Origin of the sequence: Brevundimonas vitisensis (assembly GCF_016656965.1) — a bacterium.
Taxonomy (GTDB): Bacteria; Pseudomonadota; Alphaproteobacteria; order Caulobacterales; family Caulobacteraceae; genus Brevundimonas; species Brevundimonas vitisensis.
Genome location: NZ_CP067977.1, coordinates 171028 through 186387, shown reverse-complemented (window position 1 = coordinate 186387; position 15360 = coordinate 171028). Strand labels below are relative to the sequence as shown.

Sequence of the window (15360 nt, the reverse complement as noted above, 5' to 3'; positions counted from 1 at the left end):
TCTCCTCCCTGTCGCAAAGCGATGGGGAGGAGCCGGCCCAGAGCCTACCGCCCGCCCCGGACGGCACCCACGAAGGCCTTCCAGCTCAGCTTGACGTCGGACAGGGCTCCGGCACGGAAGGCGCGGCCGGCGATCCAGACCATCAGCAGGGCTGTGGCGAACATGCCGGCCATGGTGCCGAACACCTCGATCATCGGCGGATCGCTGGGCGCGCGCGCGCTCATCAGGAAGGGCGTGAAAAACGGCACCCAGGACAGGATGCGAATGGCCGGAGCATCTGGGCTGACCAGGGCCATTTGCATGACCAGGACGGGCACGACCAGGATCATCATGATCGGCCCCATCAGGGTCTGGGCATCGCGCGGCGTCTCGCAGAAAGCCCCGATGGCCGCGAACAAGACCGCGTACATCAGGTACCCGCCGACGGCATAGGCCAGGAAATAGAAGATCATCCCGCCGTCCATCAAAATGGCCGCCACATTGGCCGCCTGATCCGGAGCCGCCGTCACCAGCCCGGCCGCTCCGATGCCGCCCCAGACCAGAAGCACGGTCAAGGTCAGGAAGGCCACACCCAGAACCTTGCCTGTGAGGATCTCGGTGGCCGAGGCAGAAGACAGCAACACCTCCAGGATTTTATTCGATTTTTCTTCCATCACGCTGTTCAGCAGGATGGAGGCCCCGGTGATCACCAGGGACCACAGCAGGAAGCCGGAGGCCAGGCCGATAATGCCGGGCAGCCGGTCGCGGAACGACACCTCGCCCCCCGTGGCGGATGCAGGCGACAGGGCGACGATATCAGGCTTGAAGGTCTCTGCCGCCTCAACGACGCCGGGGTCGACCCCCGCAGCCTGAAACAGTCGCAGGCGATGCTCCTTCTTCAGAGCGCCGCGCACGAAATCCTCGACCGTGTCGTCGGTGGCGCGGCGGGTCCAGACGCGAGCGGTCGGCTCCTGCTCCTGCCGGTTCAGAAAGACGACGGCATCCAGCCCCTCGGCCTCGGTCTTGTCCTGGCTGAGATAACGGCGGGCGATCGCCTCACGCGGCGCACCGGGCGCGGCGGCGGTCAGCTCGGCCGGAGCCGGCACGATCTGCATGCGAAGCCCGCCCAGGCTACGCAGGGCCTCGCCCGCAGCAGAAGCTCCGGCGGGTCCGCCCGCCTGGGCGACGGCGTCGGCGGCCGGGGCGGCGATCTGGTCGCGGCGCGCGGCCTCGTCCCGCAGGGCCTGCTGCACAGTGGCGGCCAGGCCGCTGGCGGCGGGCCCTTCCTCCACCAGCACCACCTGGCGGACCGGTTCGCTGGTCCGGATCAGCAGCGGAATCGCCCCACCCAGCACCGCGAACAACGGAAAGGCCAAAAGCGACAGCCAGAAGCCGACGGTGCGCGCATAGGCCAGGAATTCCCGGCGGGCGATCAACAGAATCCGGCTCATCGGGCAGCCTCCGTCGGGGTAGCGGGACGGACGCTCTGGTCCTGATCGGGATTGTCGCCCGTCAGGCCGATGAAGGCATCGTGCAGGGTCGGCTCCTTTAATGCGAAGCGACGGACGTCCAGCCCGGTCAGGAAGGCCGCCTTCAAGGCCTCCTGCCCGCCGGCATCAGGGGCTAGAGCCGCCTTCAAGGCGCGCACGCCCTCGCGGTCGCTGATGGTTTCGACCGACACCACGCCAGGCAGGGCGGCGACGGCGGTGGGGTCGATGGCCCCTTCCACCTCCAGAAAACGGCGCGAGGTGGCCTTGGCCTGATCGACCGTCCCCTCGAACGCTTTGCGGCCCCGCGCCAGCAGGACGACCGTGTCACACAGACGCTCCGCATGCTGCATCACATGGGTAGAGAACAGGACGGTGGCTCCGTCAGCGGCCAACCCCCGGATCATCTGTTCCAGACCCTGCTGGTTCATGGGGTCCAGTCCCGAGAAGGGCTCATCCAGAATGACGAACTCGGGCCCGTGCACCACTGAGGCGATCAACTGGACCTTCTGCGCCATCCCCTTGGACAGCTCTTTCATCTTCTTGGACTGAGCGGCCCCCAGACCCTGCTCCTCCAGCATCCGACGAGCCCGCCGCTTGCCTTCGCTCATGGGCAAGCCCTTCAGCGCACCGAAAAAGGCGATGGCGTCGACCGGCGTCATCTTCTTGTAGAGCCCCCGCTCCTCCGGCAGGAAGCCGATCCGGTCGCGGACGCGTCGCCCATCAGACGAGCCCAGGATACTGATCGTGCCGCTGGTCTGGGGCTGAAGGCCCAGGATCATGCGCAGGGTCGAGGTCTTGCCCGCGCCATTGGGGCCCAGGAAGCCGCAGATGCTGCCCTTGGCCACCGAAAAACTGAGATCACGTACGGCCTGAAAGTCACCGTAGCGCTTGCTGATGCCGTCCAGCGTCAAGGCCGCCGTCATGCCGTATCCCCCAATTTGCGCCGAGACTAGCAAGCCGCGCGGGGGCGTCGCCAGAGGATTGCGCCCTTAACGGATCGCGACCTGAAATGCCTCGCCCAGCACGCGGGCCGGATTGACCTGAACGCCTCGGCGACGAATCTCGAAATGCAGATGAGGGCCGGTGGAATAGCCGGTCGAACCGACCAGACCGATGCGCGCCCCCGCATCGACTTCCATGCCGGAGTACACGTCGATCCGGCTGAGGTGGGCATAGAAACTGGTCATGCCGTTGGGGTGGCGGATTTCGATGAAGGAGCCATAGCCGCCAGGCTCGTGGCCCGTACGGACGACGCGGCCTTCGGCTGTAGAGAGGACTGCCGTGCCCTTGGGGGCGGCGATGTCGATCCCCTTGTGCGCGCGGGGCTTGGCCTCGCCGGCCAGTTTACGAGTGCCGAAGCGGGAGTTGACCGGAAAGCCTCGCACCGGGTCGGAAAAGACGATCTGGCGAGTAGGCGGTGCAGGCGGCTTGGCGACGGCGGTAACCGGGGGGGCCGTCGGGGCGGCACCGGCATCAGCCACAAGATCGAAGGCCTGCGGGCCGGCGGGCGCAGCGGCCATGGCCAGAACGCCGACGGCGACAAGCGCAGCACTCTGGACGGCATGGACAAGGACCCAGCGGGCCGTGGGGGATTTCAGTCGCGTCAAAAGACGTCTCTGTGCAGGCTCAGCGAGCGGGGAAGCCGCCGTTCTAAGACTCCATGGGGCGACTTTGGGGCGGGCGGCGCGACAGGTGGTCGCAATGCGGGAACGAAAAGGGGGCGCGCGGTGCGTGACCGCGCGCCCCTCAAATCCCTTCGCGCCCGTCGATCAGGAGATCGGCAGCCGCAGGGTGATGGCTCCGACATGGCTGTCGGCATGATCGCCGAAGCGGCCGCGATAGCCGATCGACACCTTGGCCGGGCCCCAATCGGTCTCGACGCCCGCAGAAGCGATCATGGAGCCGCCGAACGGGTCCTCGACTTCGCGACCCAGGACCTGAGCCGGGTTGGCGGCAATGCCCGTGCGGACATCGTCGAAGTCCTCGGCAAATCCGGTGCGATAGCCGCCCTCGACATAGAAGCCGAGGCCTTCGCCACCGCCTTCAGCCCGCAGGGACACCTCGCCCGAAGCCGAGGTCAGGGTCCGGTCTTGATACTGGTACTGGGCCGCGACGCCCTGTTCAGTATAGCCGTTGACGTCGGTCGAGACCCAGTTGACCGCGGCGCGCGGCGACAGGCCGATGCCTCCCATATCGAACCAGATGCCGACCTGAGCGCGAGCACCCAGGCTGCCACCGTCCGTCTCTCCAGTATGCACCACGGGACCGAAGGCCGTGTTGCGCTCGATGTCGTCATACTGGTCGATCGAGGCACCGATTGCACCGTTCGCGAACAGATTGCCCGAACGCCAGCCAATGGCTGCATCGAGAGCATAGGTCTCGACATCGAAGCGCATCGGACCGGCCTCGACCTCTGCCGTGCGGAAGGTGCCGGCAAAGGCCATGCGCCAGTTTTCGGAAATGCCATGGTCCAGCCCGACCCGGCCACCCCATCCCGTCGTCTCGGCGGTGCCCACCACACCGCGCGCATCGGTGTCGACGCTATCAGCGATTGCCCCGAAGGTCAGGTGCGTACCCGTGTGCCACGCGGCTCGCCCAGACATCGTCTCGCTGGCCAGGTCCAGCAGGTCCTCACGTTGACGGAAGGCGGTCTCGCCCTGCACCGCCGACTGGGCCCCGGCATCGCCGTAATACAGGTAGTCCTCGGCCAGGCTGGCCAGCAGCCGGTGCCCTGCCGCCGTCGGGTGCACCCCGTCGTAGTAGAAATAGGCGTCGGGATTGGCGCAAACGGTGACGCCGTTGAAGCACGCCTGGGTCACATTGGTCAGGCCGAAGCTGCCTGGGCTGGCAGCGATCAGGTCTCCGACCTTGAAGATGTCCATCAGGATGATGTTGGTGTTGGGACGGGCCGCTGCCGTCGTGAACAGGCCCGTCGACAGGGCACCGTTGAAGGTCGTCACGGCAAAGTCCGCGAGCGGGGCTGCGGTCGTACCCCGGAATTGCGGCGTCAGGCTGAGCTTTGGCAGGTTGGTGACCAGGATGGTCCCCGCGCCCGCCGTCGCCACGCTGTTGACGATGAAATTGATGTCGGCCGCAGCCGCCAGGGAGACACCACCGATGGCCCCGGTCGGGTTGGTCGAGGCACCCGCAGCGGGCAGACCCTGGAAGATGTTGTTTGCACCGCCCAGGACGCTAACCAGATCATTGGGGCCGAAGGTGCCGCCCGAGCTGGTGTAGCTCAGCAGCTGATTGCGCATGCCGGGCGGGAAGGCAGAGCTGTCCGTGCGCGCGCCGCCATAGGCATAGTTGATGCTGCCCGTGACCGGCGCACCGGCAGCCGACCGGCCGGCATTGAAGCCCAGCAGTTCGGTGAACACCGGACCGTTCGAGAATCGGCCCTGGAAATAGGGCGGCGACGGCGGCTGGGTGTTGAAGGTCGCGGCATAGAGGTTGCCGTTGTCGCTGAGGCTGTCACCGAAGACGACCAGGCGGTTGTAGGATTGGGCCTGGGCTGCGGTGGCGCAAGCGCCCACGGCGGCAAAGGCAAGCGCGGCGGCAGCCGCGCCCTGCATGAAACGAGACATCGATTTCCTCCCTCGGTCGTCAGAACGCGACCGTTACGATCAGTGTGCGCCGCTTTTCGCCAAGCGCAAGATGCCGTTAGGGAAGGTTGTCAGTAGAGCGTGCGCAGTCGAAGCGTGCCGGGCACTTCGCGCAACCGATCCAGGCCCTTGGGATCGTAATTTCGGTCGACATCGGTGATGACATAGCCCGAGCGCTCATCTGTCTTCAGATGCTGGCCCAGGATGTTCAGCCCCGCCTCGGCGATCGCGCGGTTCAGACCGGCCATGACGCCGGGTTGATTGCGGTGGATGTGCAGGATCCGGTGCCCGCCAGACACCTCGGCCAGCTGGACATTGGGCAGGTTGACGCAAAAGGTCGTATCGCCTCGGTTCAGATACCCCAGCAGGCGCTCGGCCGCGAACTCGCCGATGGCCTCCTGAGCTTCTTCGGTCGAACCGCCGATATGGGGCGTCAGGATCATGTTCTTCAGGCCACGCAGCGGGCTGTCGAACGGATCGGCATTCGTCCGCGGCTCCTCCGGGAAGACATCGACGGCCGCTCCGCCAATCCGGCCCGATCCCATGGCCTGAGCCAGGGCACCGACATCGACCACATGGCCGCGTGACAGGTTCAGCAGCAGGGCTCCGGGCTTCATCTGCGCGAACTGTGCCGCACCGAAGATGTTGGTGTTTTCCTTGCGCCCATCGACATGCAGGCTGACGACGTCGGCCTCGGCCAAAAGCTCGTCGAGGCGGCGGACCCTGCGTGCATTGCCCAAGGCCAGCCGTTCGGCCAGATCGTAGAAGAGCACCCGCATGCCCAGGGCTTCTGCCAGCACCGAAAGCTGCGAGCCGATGGCTCCATAGCCGACGATGCCCAGGGTCTTGCCTCGCAGTTCGCGCGAACCGTCGGCGGACTTGTTCCAACGCCCCAGGTGCATGGCCGCCGACTTGTCGGCCACGTCGCGCATCAGGGTGATGGTCAGGCCAATGGCCAGTTCCACCACCGAGCGGGTGTTCGAATAGGGTGCATTGAACACGGCCACGCCATGGTCGGCGGCGGCGTCCAGGTCGATCTGGTTGGTGCCGATGCAGAAGGCCGCGATCGCCATGAGCCGGTCCGCCTGCTCCAGCACGCGGGCGCTGACGGTCGTCTTGGATCGAATGCCCAGGACGTGGACGCCCTTGATGGCGGCGATCAGGTCGTCCTCGTCCAAGGCTCCCTTCATTGACTGGACGGAGTACCCCTCCTCCTCCAGCCGCTGGACGGCGGCGGGGTGGATGTTCTCCAGCAGCAGCATCCGGATACGGCTGCGCGGAAAGGACCAGCGGCCGATCATGCCCTCGGCATGCAGCAGTTCGTCCATGGAGGGCGCCTCGGCATCCGCCACCTGCACCACCCGCTCGCGCCGGACGATCTCGGTATAGGCGTAGAAGCGGTCAGCGGCCCCGGCCAGCTTGACCTCCGCATCGTTCCAGCCGTCACCGACCATGACCACAGGACGGCCGAGACCAAGCGACTGGATCACCTGCGGCTTGCCATCGGCGTGCGAAAGCGGATTGGCGTCATCGACCCCAATCACCCGCCCCTCGTCGTCGTAAACCAGGTCATTGCAGAGGACGCGATCGGCGCGGACCCCCAGACGCTCGGCTATTGGGGCGATGATCTCGCGAAACCCGCCCGACAGAATGACGATCCGTTCGGCATTATCCTGGAAAAATCGCAGATTCCGCCGAACGGATGGCGTGCCTTCGTCAAGGATGCGATCGGCCAGCGTCTGAACGTGCTCGTGCGTCAGGGGCAACAATGCCAAGCGACGCCGCAGTGCCTCCCCGAAACCGATCTGCCCGTTCATTGCCGCATCGGTCAGACGCGCGATCTCCGCTCGCGTCGCCTCGGCCTCGGGCCGACCGGCCAGAGCGATATCGGCCAGCGCCTCCAAGGTCTCGATCCGGACCAGAGTAGAGTCGAAATCAAAAATGAATGTCGGGGCGTCGGTCATGTGGACCGTTTAACCAGCTTCGCACATGCAGCAAAGCCGTCCGGACAAAATCCTGCCCGCAAAATCCGTTGTCGCGATTGAAAATGATCGGCGCGGATCAGGACATTGCACTGACCCGCGCCAGAAGCGTCGCTTCGCTCAGAATTTGGCGATGCGCTTGATGCGGCTGTCTTCGCGCCGGGTTTCCAGCGCCGCACCGGCAATGACCGCTGCAATGAACGCGATCGCCAGCAGAGCCCCACCCTCTCGCGCATGGTCGCGCGCATAGTCACCGGCGCTGTGGGCGTAGCGGCGCGCGGCCCGTCCGCTGCCCCGCAGTGAGCGCTCGGAGGATTGGCGTGCCTTGCCGAACCACTGACCCGCGCGAGAAGCACCCTTGTGCCCCAGGTCCTCGGCCTCGTGACGAACATCGTCCAGCCGGTGGCGCAGTTCACGGGTCACCGTGTCGAGACGATCCCGCAGGGCGTCCGTGTCGACCCATCCGCGCGGGTCAACACGCCGGCGCAAGGTCTCATAGCGTGTCGGACCGGTGCGCTGATTCAGCAGCAGGGTGGCAACGCCGACGGCTGCCAGGACGGCCACGACGCCAGACGCGATACCGGGATGTTTGCGAACTTCGGCCAGGGCGCTGAACTGTCGGATCATGGGATAGTGAACCTCTTCGTCAAGGCCGTCCTCCGTCGGGTCATAGAGCCCGTCATCGTACGGCTGATAGGCGGAACCCCTGTCCCGCATGAGGCTAGGAGCGAACCGCGCCAGAAGTGGTTCCGCCAATCCTGGCAGTGCCGAATAGAATGAGGCAATCAGCCGCCCCCCTCCCCCGACGGTGATCTCGCGGATCGGGTGCTCCGCACAGTACAGGATCGTGTCGGCCACGACGTGGGTGGCATAGACCGGCTGCGGATTCTGCACCGCCTGTCCGGTCAGGTTGCGTGCATGCTTGTTGTAGGGCGTGTCGATGGCCGACGGCTTGATCAGGGTCAGGGACACCGGAGCTCGTTCGCGCAGCAACTCCATCCGGAACGCATTGGTGAAGCCCTTCACTGCATGTTTCGAGGCCGAATAGACGCCCTGCACCGGGATAGGCGCGTCGGACAGGGTCGAGCCGACATTGATGATGGCTCCGCCGCCCGGTCGACCGCGCAAATGCTCGGCCGCCAACAGCGACCCGTTCACCACGCCCCAGTAGTTGGTCTCGAACAGCCGACGCTGATCCTCCAGCGTCGTTTCCCGGATCGGTCCGAAGATGGAAACTCCGGCATTGTTCACCCAGGTGTCGAAGCCGCCGAACAGGCGCTGCGCCTTGTCCGCCGCAACGGCCAGGGCGTCGTAGTCGGACACGTCCGCAACGGCATAGGCAACCCGAGCCCCCGTGGCCTGCAGTTCTTCGCAGAGTGCCTTCAAGTCACTCTCGCCACGCGCGATCAGGAAGACGCAGGCCCCTGCCCTGGCCGCGCGCCGCGCGGTCGCCAGACCAATGCCGGATGTAGCACCGGTGATGACAATGGCCTGCTGGTTGAGGGCTTTCAGGGACGGCTTGGCGGTCATGGATCGGTCTGGCTCGAGCTTTGAGGGGCGTGGAGGTAACGAGACGCGCAGAAGGTGAGTTCCTGCCCCTTAACACGCGCCCCTTACCAAGCGCGAACGGGTCGCCTATCTAGCGCCCTTCCCTGAACGCCGCCGACCAAGGATTGCCCGTGTCCGATCACGCGCCTGATGCCCCCGCCCCGACCGACGATCTGGCCGCCGCCTTCCAGATCGACGGATGGCCCGTGCGCGGGCGTCTGGTGCGGATGGGCGATGCGGTCGATGCCGTGCTCAGCGCCCACGACTATCCTGAGGCGGTCGCCGCCCTGCTGGGCGAGGCCTGCGCCCTGGCCGCCCTGGTCGGATCCAGCCTGAAGGTCGAGGGGCGCCTGATCGTCCAGGCCCAAGGCGACGGTCCCGTCCGCTATGTTGTGGCAGACTATGACACCGACGGGTCGTTGCGCGGCTTCTGCCGGTTCGATCCGGAAGGCGTGGCACAGGCTTCGACTGGCTTCGCCCGGCCGGGGGCCCAGACCCTGTTGGGCCAGGGGGTGTTCATCATGACGCTTGATCGCGGCCCGGATTTCGAGCGGACGCAGGGCGTCACCCCTATCGAGGGCGAGAGCCTGTCGCTGTGCGCCGAACACTATTTCCAGCAATCCGAACAGATCCCGACCCGGGTAAAGCTGGCCGTGGGCTCGGTGACCAATGATGCGGGCACCTCATGGCGCGCAGGGGGTGCCTTGATCCAGGTGGTGGCCGGCGACGACGCGCGCGGCTCGACCGAGGATGTCTGGGAGCGGACTCAGGCCCTGTTCCACACCCTGGCCGACGACGAACTGGTCGACCCGACCATCACGCCTCAGACCCTGTTGTTCCGCCTCTTCCACGAAGACGGCGTGCGCCTGGAAGACGCGCACGCCCTGCGCGCCCACTGCCGGTGTTCGCACGAGCGGATCGTCGGCATGCTGGCCTCCTTCCCGGCCTCCGAACGCGCCGACATGGCCGAGCCCGACGGCCTGATCCACGTCACATGCGAATACTGCGCCAAGGTCTATGCGGTGTCGCCGGAGGATGTCGGCGCGGGTGATTGAGACGGTTTGTCGCTCATTCGATGTGAGAGTCCCTCCACGCGCCGAACGACGTTAGCCATCGCCTTGTTGCCAGCGCGCCTAACGAAAACAGTATCTTGGTGCAGCTGAAACGAAATCGGCGCGCCCATGGACTAACCCCCGACGTGCGCTTCCCTGACCACGGATTTCAGGGCTGACGCATCCCCCCGCTGCATCAGAAACGGTCCTGACCACTCGCCATAGATGGTCCAGGTGCCGGAGATCGCATTGCCGTCTGGCGCGATATCGCCGTGATAGTCGATCGTATGAGTCTGGCGTCCCTGCGGGAACTTCGTGAAGAAGACGTGCGTCCGTTCTCGATAGCCGTCCAGTGTCGCTTGGATATGCGCTGCGGTCGGGCTCTGGATGTCGGGTTCAGTCGTGGAGCCGCTGATATGACCGTTCACATCGACCAAGGTCGCGCTGAATGCGGTTGGCGGGTAGGCATCGTCCGGGTTCATTTCGGGATCGACCGGATAGAAAAACACTCCGGTCCACCGTCCCGAAAGGTCGCTTTCACCCACCTTATCCGTCCAGATCCAGCGAATAGCCGGCCGAGCGGACGGTGCGGATGGGGTTGACGGTCCTCGACGCTGAGGGCCTTGCGCAGGCGGCCGACGTGGACGTCGACGGTGCGGGCCTCGACATAGACGTCGCTGCCCCAGACCGCATCCAGCAGTTGCTCACGGCTGAAGACCCGGCCGGGGTGCTGCATGAAGTGATCCAGCAGACGAAACTCGGTCGGACCCAGGTGGACTTCCTTGCCGTTGCGGCGGACACGGTGGGCGACGCGGTCGATGATGATGTCGCCGTGATTGATCCGGTCGTCCGCCAGTCCCGGACGGATGCGGCGCAGCACCGCGCGGATGCGGGCGATCAGCTCGGTCATCGAAAAGGGCTTGGTCAGATAGTCGTCTGCCCCGGTGTCCAGGCCGCGCACGCGGTCGGTCTCCTCCCCCCGCGCGGTCAGCATGATGATGGGCAGATTGCGCGTCTCGGGCCGGCCGCGGATGCGACGGCAGACCTCGATGCCCGACACCTTGGGCAGCATCCAGTCCAGCAGAACCAGGTCGGGCAGGCGTTCGTCGATCTGAACCAGGCCCTCTTCGCCGTCCCCGGCGATCACGACGCGATAGCCTTCCTTCTCCAGATTGTACTGGAGGAGCGTAGCCAACGCGTCCTCGTCTTCCATCACCAGAACATAGGGCTGCACGGCGGGCTCTCCGGTCGGTGTGCGTCAGTCAGGCGGCGGGTGCCGAAAGCGGCTTGTCGGCATCGGGACCGGGTGCCCAGCGGGGGCGCTCGCCGATCATCTCGTCGCCGGTGATCTCATAGTGGATGGTCTCGGCGATATTGGTCGCGTGGTCGCCGATGCGCTCCAGGTTTTTGGCCATAAAGAGCAGATGAGTGCAGGCCGTGATCGTGCGCGGGTCGCCCATCATATAGGTCAACAGTTCGCGGAACATGGCGTTGTAATGCTCATCGACCTCGTCGTCAGAGGTCCATACGGCGACGGCCCGGTCCAGCTCCGAGGCGGTATAGGCATCCAGCACATCGCGAAGACGTGTCGACACCAGCCAGCCCATCCGCTCGATCGAACGGGTCAGGGGCTGCATCGGATCGCTTTCAGCCAGGATCAAGGCGCGCTTGGCGATGTTCTTGGCCAGGTCGCCGGTCCGCTCCAGGTCGACGGCCAGCTTCATGGCCGACAGAGTCTTGCGCAGATCGGTGGCGACGGGCTGGCGCAGAGCGATAAGCCGGATCGCCTTCTTCTCGATTTCGCGATGCATGGCGTCCAGCCTGACATCGCGCTCGACCACGGCACGGGCCAGGGCGACGTCGCGTCGACCCACGGACTCCACCGCATCAGCCACCTGGGCTTCGGCGAGCCCGCCCATGCGGGCGACCTCGGCCGTCAGCTGGTTCAGTTCGTCGCCATAAGCCTTGACGGTATGGGTGTTCATTCAGCCAGCCCTATCCGAAACGACCGGTGATGTAGTCGAGTGTGCGCCGATCCTTGGGATTCGTGAAGATTTCCTCGGTCCCGCCGGTCTCTACCAGACGCCCCATGTGGAAGAAGGCGGTGCGCTGGCTGACCCGGGCGGCCTGGGCCATGGAGTGGGTGACGATGACGATGCAGTAGCGCTCGCGCAGTTCGTCGATCAGTTCCTCGATCTTGGCCGTGGCGATGGGATCCAGCGCCGAGCAGGGCTCGTCCATCAGGATGACTTCAGGATTGACGGCGATCGCGCGGGCGATGACCAGACGCTGCTGCTGGCCGCCAGACAGCCCTGTACCGGCTGAATGCAGCCGGTCGGCAACCTCGTCCCACAGGCCTGCGCGGCGCAGCGACGCCTCGACCACCTGATCCATCTCGGCCTTGGACGTCGTCAGGCCATGGATTTTGGGACCATAGGCGACATTCTCATAGATGGACTTCGGAAAAGGGTTCGGCTTCTGGAACACCATACCGACACGGGCACGCAGCAGGACGGGGTCGATGCTGCGGGCGTTGATATCGTCGCCGTCCATCTCGATCCGGCCGGTCACCTTGGCGCCGTCGATCGTGTCATTCATGCGGTTCATCGTCCGCAGGAAGGTCGACTTGCCACAACCGGACGGACCGATCAGCGCCGTGACCGACTTGTCCGGAACGTCCAGAGAGACGTCGTATAGCGCCTGCTTGTCGCCATAGAAGACCGACACGTCGCGGGCCGCGATCTTGGTCGGACCCACCGGCCCACCGGCACCGGCCGTGGCTTGCGGCGTGCGCGACAGGGTCGGCTCGTTAGCGGTCACGACGACCTCGTCACGGGTCTTGACGGGGGGCGTGCCGGAGCCCTCGCCCTGGCCGTCCGGAGCACGGAAGATACGGAACTTCATTGTCTTACCACCGGCGTTCGAAGCGCCGGCGCAGCACAATGGCGGCGGCGTTCATGACGATCATAAAGGCGAGGAGAACCAGGATGGCCGCCGCCGTGCGTTCGTGGAACGCGCGTTCGGAGGCATTCTCCCAGATGTAGATCAGCGACGGCAGAGCGCCGGTCGGCTGGTCGAAGCCGGTCGGCACGCCCGGCACGAAACTCACCATGCCGATCAGCAGCAGGGGCGCGGTCTCGCCCAGGGCGTGGGCCATGGAGATGATGGCACCGGTCATCACGCCGGGCATGGCCAGCGGCAGAACATGCTGGAACACGGTTTGGGTCTTGGACGCTCCCATGGCCAGGGCCGCCTCGCGGATCGAGGGGGGCACGGCCTTCAGCGACGAGCGGGTGGCGATGATGATCGTGGGCAGAGCCATCAGCGCCAGGACCAGACCCCCGACCAGGGGCGAAGATCGCGGCAAGTGCATCCAGTTGATGAACAGCGCCAGGCCCAACAGGCCGTAAACGATGGACGGCACGGCAGCGAGGTTGTTGATATTGACCTCGATCAGGGCGCTGATGCGGTTGCGAGGGGAAAACTCTTCCAGATAGACCGCCGCCGCAACGCCGATCGGAATAGCCAGCAAGGCCGTCACGGCCAGCATCAGGGCCGAGCCGACGAGCGCGCCCAGGACACCAGCCAGTTCCGGCTCAGTCGAATCGCCCTTCGTGAACAGGCCACCGTTGAAGTGGCTGCGGACCAGGCCCTCGGCCTGCAGGCGGTCCAGCCAGTCGATCTGCTCGTCGCTGAGGCGGCGCTGATCGGCGGGTGTGTCGCGCGAAATCTTGCCCTTGAAATACAGGTCCGCATCGTCCGACAGCGGGGCGGTGATCGGGACAGTCTTGCCGATCAGCGAAGGATCGGCCTTGATGCGGTCGGCGGCCTGAAACTTGAGCTCCGACGAGAACAGGCCCCGCATCTCGGTCGCCTTGGTGCCCTGGGCATCGTCCGCGATACCGAAACGAGCCAGTTGCTGCTCGGCGACCATCAGGTTGAAGTTGGTGCCGGCCGGATAGGCGCGGTCGACCCGCTCGGGGTCCATATAAATCGGAACCGTGGTCGAGTGGGCATAGAAGGCCGTGTAGCCCTGCTCGACGATGCGACCGAGCAGGAGCAGCAGGAAGGCAACAGCCACGCCAACGGCCAGTATGCCGTAAAGCTTGAAGCGCCGCTCCTTGGCATAGCGCTGCTTCAGACCGGCCTGAAGCCGTTCGGCGCGCTTCGCCACCATGTCGTGGGCCGCGTCAGTCATATTGCTGCCGATAGGTCTGGACGATCTTCTGGGCCACGATGTTCAGCATCAGGGTCACGACAAACAGAGTCAGGCCCAGGCCAAAAGCGGCAAGGGTCTTGGGACTGTCGAACTCCTGGTCTCCGGTCAGCAGGGTCACGATCTGGACGGTGACAGTGGTGACGGTATCCAGCGGGTTCAGGGTCAGCCGCGCCGCCAGGCCAGCCGCCATGGTCACGATCATGGTCTCGCCAATTGCCCGCGACATGGCCAGCAGCATGGCTCCGGCGACGCCCGGCAGGGCGGCAGGCAACAGCACACGCTTCACCGTTTCCGACTTGGTCGCCCCCATCGCAAAGGATCCGTCCCGCAAGGACTGCGGCACGGCATTGATGATGTCGTCGGAAAGCGATGAAACGAACGGGATCAGCATGATTCCCATTACGGCACCGGCCACCAGAGCCATCTGATTCTGCACGAGCAGCAGGTATTGACCGATCCCGTCCAGCGGGCCGCCGACCAGCAGGGCCCCCAGGCCGTTGAACATCTCGCGGAAAGCCGGGCCCACGGTCAGGGCGGCGAAGAAGCCGTAAACGACGGTCGGAACCCCTGCGAGGATCTCCAGCACAGGCTTGATCACGGCGCGTGAAGTGCGACCGGCATATTCCGACAGATAGATGGCCGCGAACAGGCCGATCGGCGCGGCCACGGCCATGGCGATCAGCATGATCAGGAAGGTCCCCGCGAACAGCGGCAGGGCCCCGAATGCACCGGACGAGCCCACCTGGTCTGCGCGGATCGCGATCTGGGGGCTCCATTGCGTACCGAACAGGAACTCCTGGATCGGCACGGCGGCAAAGAAGCGGGTCGCGTCGAACAGAAGTGAGGCGATGATGCCGACGGTGGTCAGGACGGCCAAGGCCGAACAGGTGAACAGGATGCCGACCACCCAGCCTTCGACCCGGTTGCGGGCGCGCATGTCAGGGCGGATCTGGCTGAATACAAACAGGCCGCCAAGAGCCGCGGCCAAGAGGGCGGCGACGACACCGGCGAAATCCACAGTCTGAGCGATGCGAGCGGCGCGGACGCCCTCGACAGGCAGCAGTTCGGCGAACGGCTGCTCCCAGGCTTGTTGGGTGCGCTGGCCGGCGCCCAGGCGCCGAGCATCGGCAAAGAAGGCCTCTTCGCGGATCGGCTCCAGGGCAGTGACCTCGGCCGGAGCACCGGCGGCCAGCAGGCGCTGTTCAAGGCTGCCGGCAAACATCGCCACCAGAAGCAGCACAACGAGTGCGGGGAATGCGACCCAGATCAGGGCGTAAAGGCCATGCTGTTCAGGACGCGAATGCGCCTTCGTCACACGCGCCCGGCGTGCGGCGACAGCCCGGCCGCCGATGAAGGCGATCACGGCCAGAACGATCACGATCGGCAGGAAGGTCCAGCTCATCGGGCCCCGGAAATACAGAATCGGAGCGCGCCGGAAAGTCCGGTCTGATCCGCGGCGGAACCTGCCCTTTATTGGTTGGCGGATTA

The 15360-nt window shown here is 65.5% G+C and carries 12 protein-coding genes and 1 pseudogene; 1 reads left to right on the top strand and 12 read right to left on the bottom strand.

The annotated features are described in order from the left end of the window. Positions 1 to 44 precede the first annotated feature (44 nt). The 6 genes from JIP62_RS00915 to JIP62_RS00890 form a co-directional block, all read right to left on the bottom strand. Positions 45 to 1430, bottom strand: a complete 1386-nt coding sequence (locus JIP62_RS00915; protein WP_201103101.1) for an ABC transporter permease — start codon at positions 1428 to 1430, stop codon at positions 45 to 47. After that, positions 1427 to 2392 (bottom strand): ABC transporter ATP-binding protein, encoded by a 966-nt coding sequence (locus JIP62_RS00910; RefSeq protein ID WP_201103100.1) that lies wholly within the window; start codon positions 2390 to 2392, stop codon positions 1427 to 1429. The genes JIP62_RS00915 and JIP62_RS00910 overlap by 4 nt, the downstream gene beginning before the upstream one ends. A gap of 66 nt (positions 2393 to 2458) precedes the next feature. Continuing rightward, positions 2459 to 3076 (bottom strand): M23 family metallopeptidase, encoded by a 618-nt coding sequence (locus JIP62_RS00905; protein ID WP_230974806.1) that lies wholly within the window; start codon positions 3074 to 3076, stop codon positions 2459 to 2461. A 162-nt stretch (positions 3077 to 3238) separates the two neighbouring features. Continuing rightward, complete coding sequence (locus tag JIP62_RS00900; protein WP_201103099.1) at positions 3239 to 5053, bottom strand: autotransporter domain-containing protein; 1815 nt, start codon at positions 5051 to 5053, stop codon at positions 3239 to 3241. 89 nt (positions 5054 to 5142) lie between these two features. Next, positions 5143 to 7035 carry a phosphoglycerate dehydrogenase gene (gene serA / locus JIP62_RS15325; RefSeq protein WP_201103098.1) on the bottom strand — a complete coding sequence of 631 codons (1893 nt, stop codon included), beginning with the start codon at positions 7033 to 7035 and terminating at the stop codon, positions 5143 to 5145. Positions 7036 to 7173: 138 nt separating this feature from the next. Further along, positions 7174 to 8583, bottom strand: a complete 1410-nt coding sequence (locus JIP62_RS00890; protein ID WP_201103097.1) for an SDR family oxidoreductase — start codon at positions 8581 to 8583, stop codon at positions 7174 to 7176. A 149-nt stretch (positions 8584 to 8732) separates the two neighbouring features. Here JIP62_RS00890 and JIP62_RS00885 point away from each other — a divergent pair, with 149 nt between their 5' ends. After that, positions 8733 to 9656 (top strand): Hsp33 family molecular chaperone, encoded by a 924-nt coding sequence (locus tag JIP62_RS00885; protein ID WP_201103096.1) that lies wholly within the window; start codon positions 8733 to 8735, stop codon positions 9654 to 9656. 131 nt (positions 9657 to 9787) lie between these two features. Here the strand turns inward: JIP62_RS00885 and JIP62_RS00880 are convergent, their stop codons facing one another. The 6 genes and pseudogenes from JIP62_RS00880 to pstC all read right to left on the bottom strand — a co-directional run bounded on the left by JIP62_RS00880 (position 9788) and on the right by pstC (position 15274). Then, positions 9788 to 10162 carry a hypothetical protein gene (locus JIP62_RS00880; RefSeq protein ID WP_201103095.1) on the bottom strand — a complete coding sequence of 125 codons (375 nt, stop codon included), beginning with the start codon at positions 10160 to 10162 and terminating at the stop codon, positions 9788 to 9790. Positions 10163 to 10199: 37 nt separating this feature from the next. Next, positions 10200 to 10887 (bottom strand): annotated as a pseudogene (gene phoB, locus JIP62_RS00875) (phosphate regulon transcriptional regulator PhoB). A 28-nt stretch (positions 10888 to 10915) separates the two neighbouring features. Beyond that, positions 10916 to 11638 carry a phosphate signaling complex protein PhoU gene (gene phoU / locus JIP62_RS00870; protein ID WP_201103094.1) on the bottom strand — a complete coding sequence of 241 codons (723 nt, stop codon included), beginning with the start codon at positions 11636 to 11638 and terminating at the stop codon, positions 10916 to 10918. Between the two features lie 10 nt (positions 11639 to 11648). After that, a complete protein-coding gene (pstB, locus tag JIP62_RS00865; RefSeq protein WP_201103093.1) occupies positions 11649 to 12557 on the bottom strand; it encodes a phosphate ABC transporter ATP-binding protein PstB in 909 nt (302 codons plus the stop codon). A gap of 4 nt (positions 12558 to 12561) precedes the next feature. Then, positions 12562 to 13851 carry a phosphate ABC transporter permease PstA gene (gene pstA, locus JIP62_RS00860; protein ID WP_201103092.1) on the bottom strand — a complete coding sequence of 430 codons (1290 nt, stop codon included), beginning with the start codon at positions 13849 to 13851 and terminating at the stop codon, positions 12562 to 12564. Beyond that, the gene (pstC, locus tag JIP62_RS00855) at positions 13844 to 15274 is read right to left on the bottom strand and encodes a phosphate ABC transporter permease subunit PstC (protein ID WP_201103091.1); all 1431 of its coding nucleotides are present in this window, start codon (positions 15272 to 15274) and stop codon (positions 13844 to 13846) included. The genes pstA and pstC overlap by 8 nt, the downstream gene beginning before the upstream one ends. Positions 15275 to 15360: the final 86 nt, after the last annotated feature.

Excerpts from the sequence above, each read along its gene's own strand:
- JIP62_RS00915 (WP_201103101.1), bottom strand. The coding sequence starts at position 1,430 with ATGAGCCGGATTCTGTTGATCGCCCGCCGGGAATTCCTGGCCTATGCG.
- JIP62_RS00910 (WP_201103100.1), bottom strand. The coding sequence starts at position 2,392 with ATGACGGCGGCCTTGACGCTGGACGGCATCAGCAAGCGCTACGGTGAC.
- JIP62_RS00900 (WP_201103099.1), bottom strand. The coding sequence starts at position 5,053 with ATGTCTCGTTTCATGCAGGGCGCGGCTGCCGCCGCGCTTGCCTTTGCC.
- serA (WP_201103098.1), bottom strand. The coding sequence starts at position 7,035 with ATGACCGACGCCCCGACATTCATTTTTGATTTCGACTCTACTCTGGTC.
- JIP62_RS00890 (WP_201103097.1), bottom strand. The coding sequence starts at position 8,583 with ATGACCGCCAAGCCGTCCCTGAAAGCCCTCAACCAGCAGGCCATTGTC.
- phoU (WP_201103094.1), bottom strand. The coding sequence starts at position 11,638 with ATGAACACCCATACCGTCAAGGCTTATGGCGACGAACTGAACCAGCTG.
- pstB (WP_201103093.1), bottom strand. The coding sequence starts at position 12,557 with ATGAAGTTCCGTATCTTCCGTGCTCCGGACGGCCAGGGCGAGGGCTCC.
- pstA (WP_201103092.1), bottom strand. The coding sequence starts at position 13,851 with ATGACTGACGCGGCCCACGACATGGTGGCGAAGCGCGCCGAACGGCTT.
- pstC (WP_201103091.1), bottom strand. The coding sequence starts at position 15,274 with ATGAGCTGGACCTTCCTGCCGATCGTGATCGTTCTGGCCGTGATCGCC.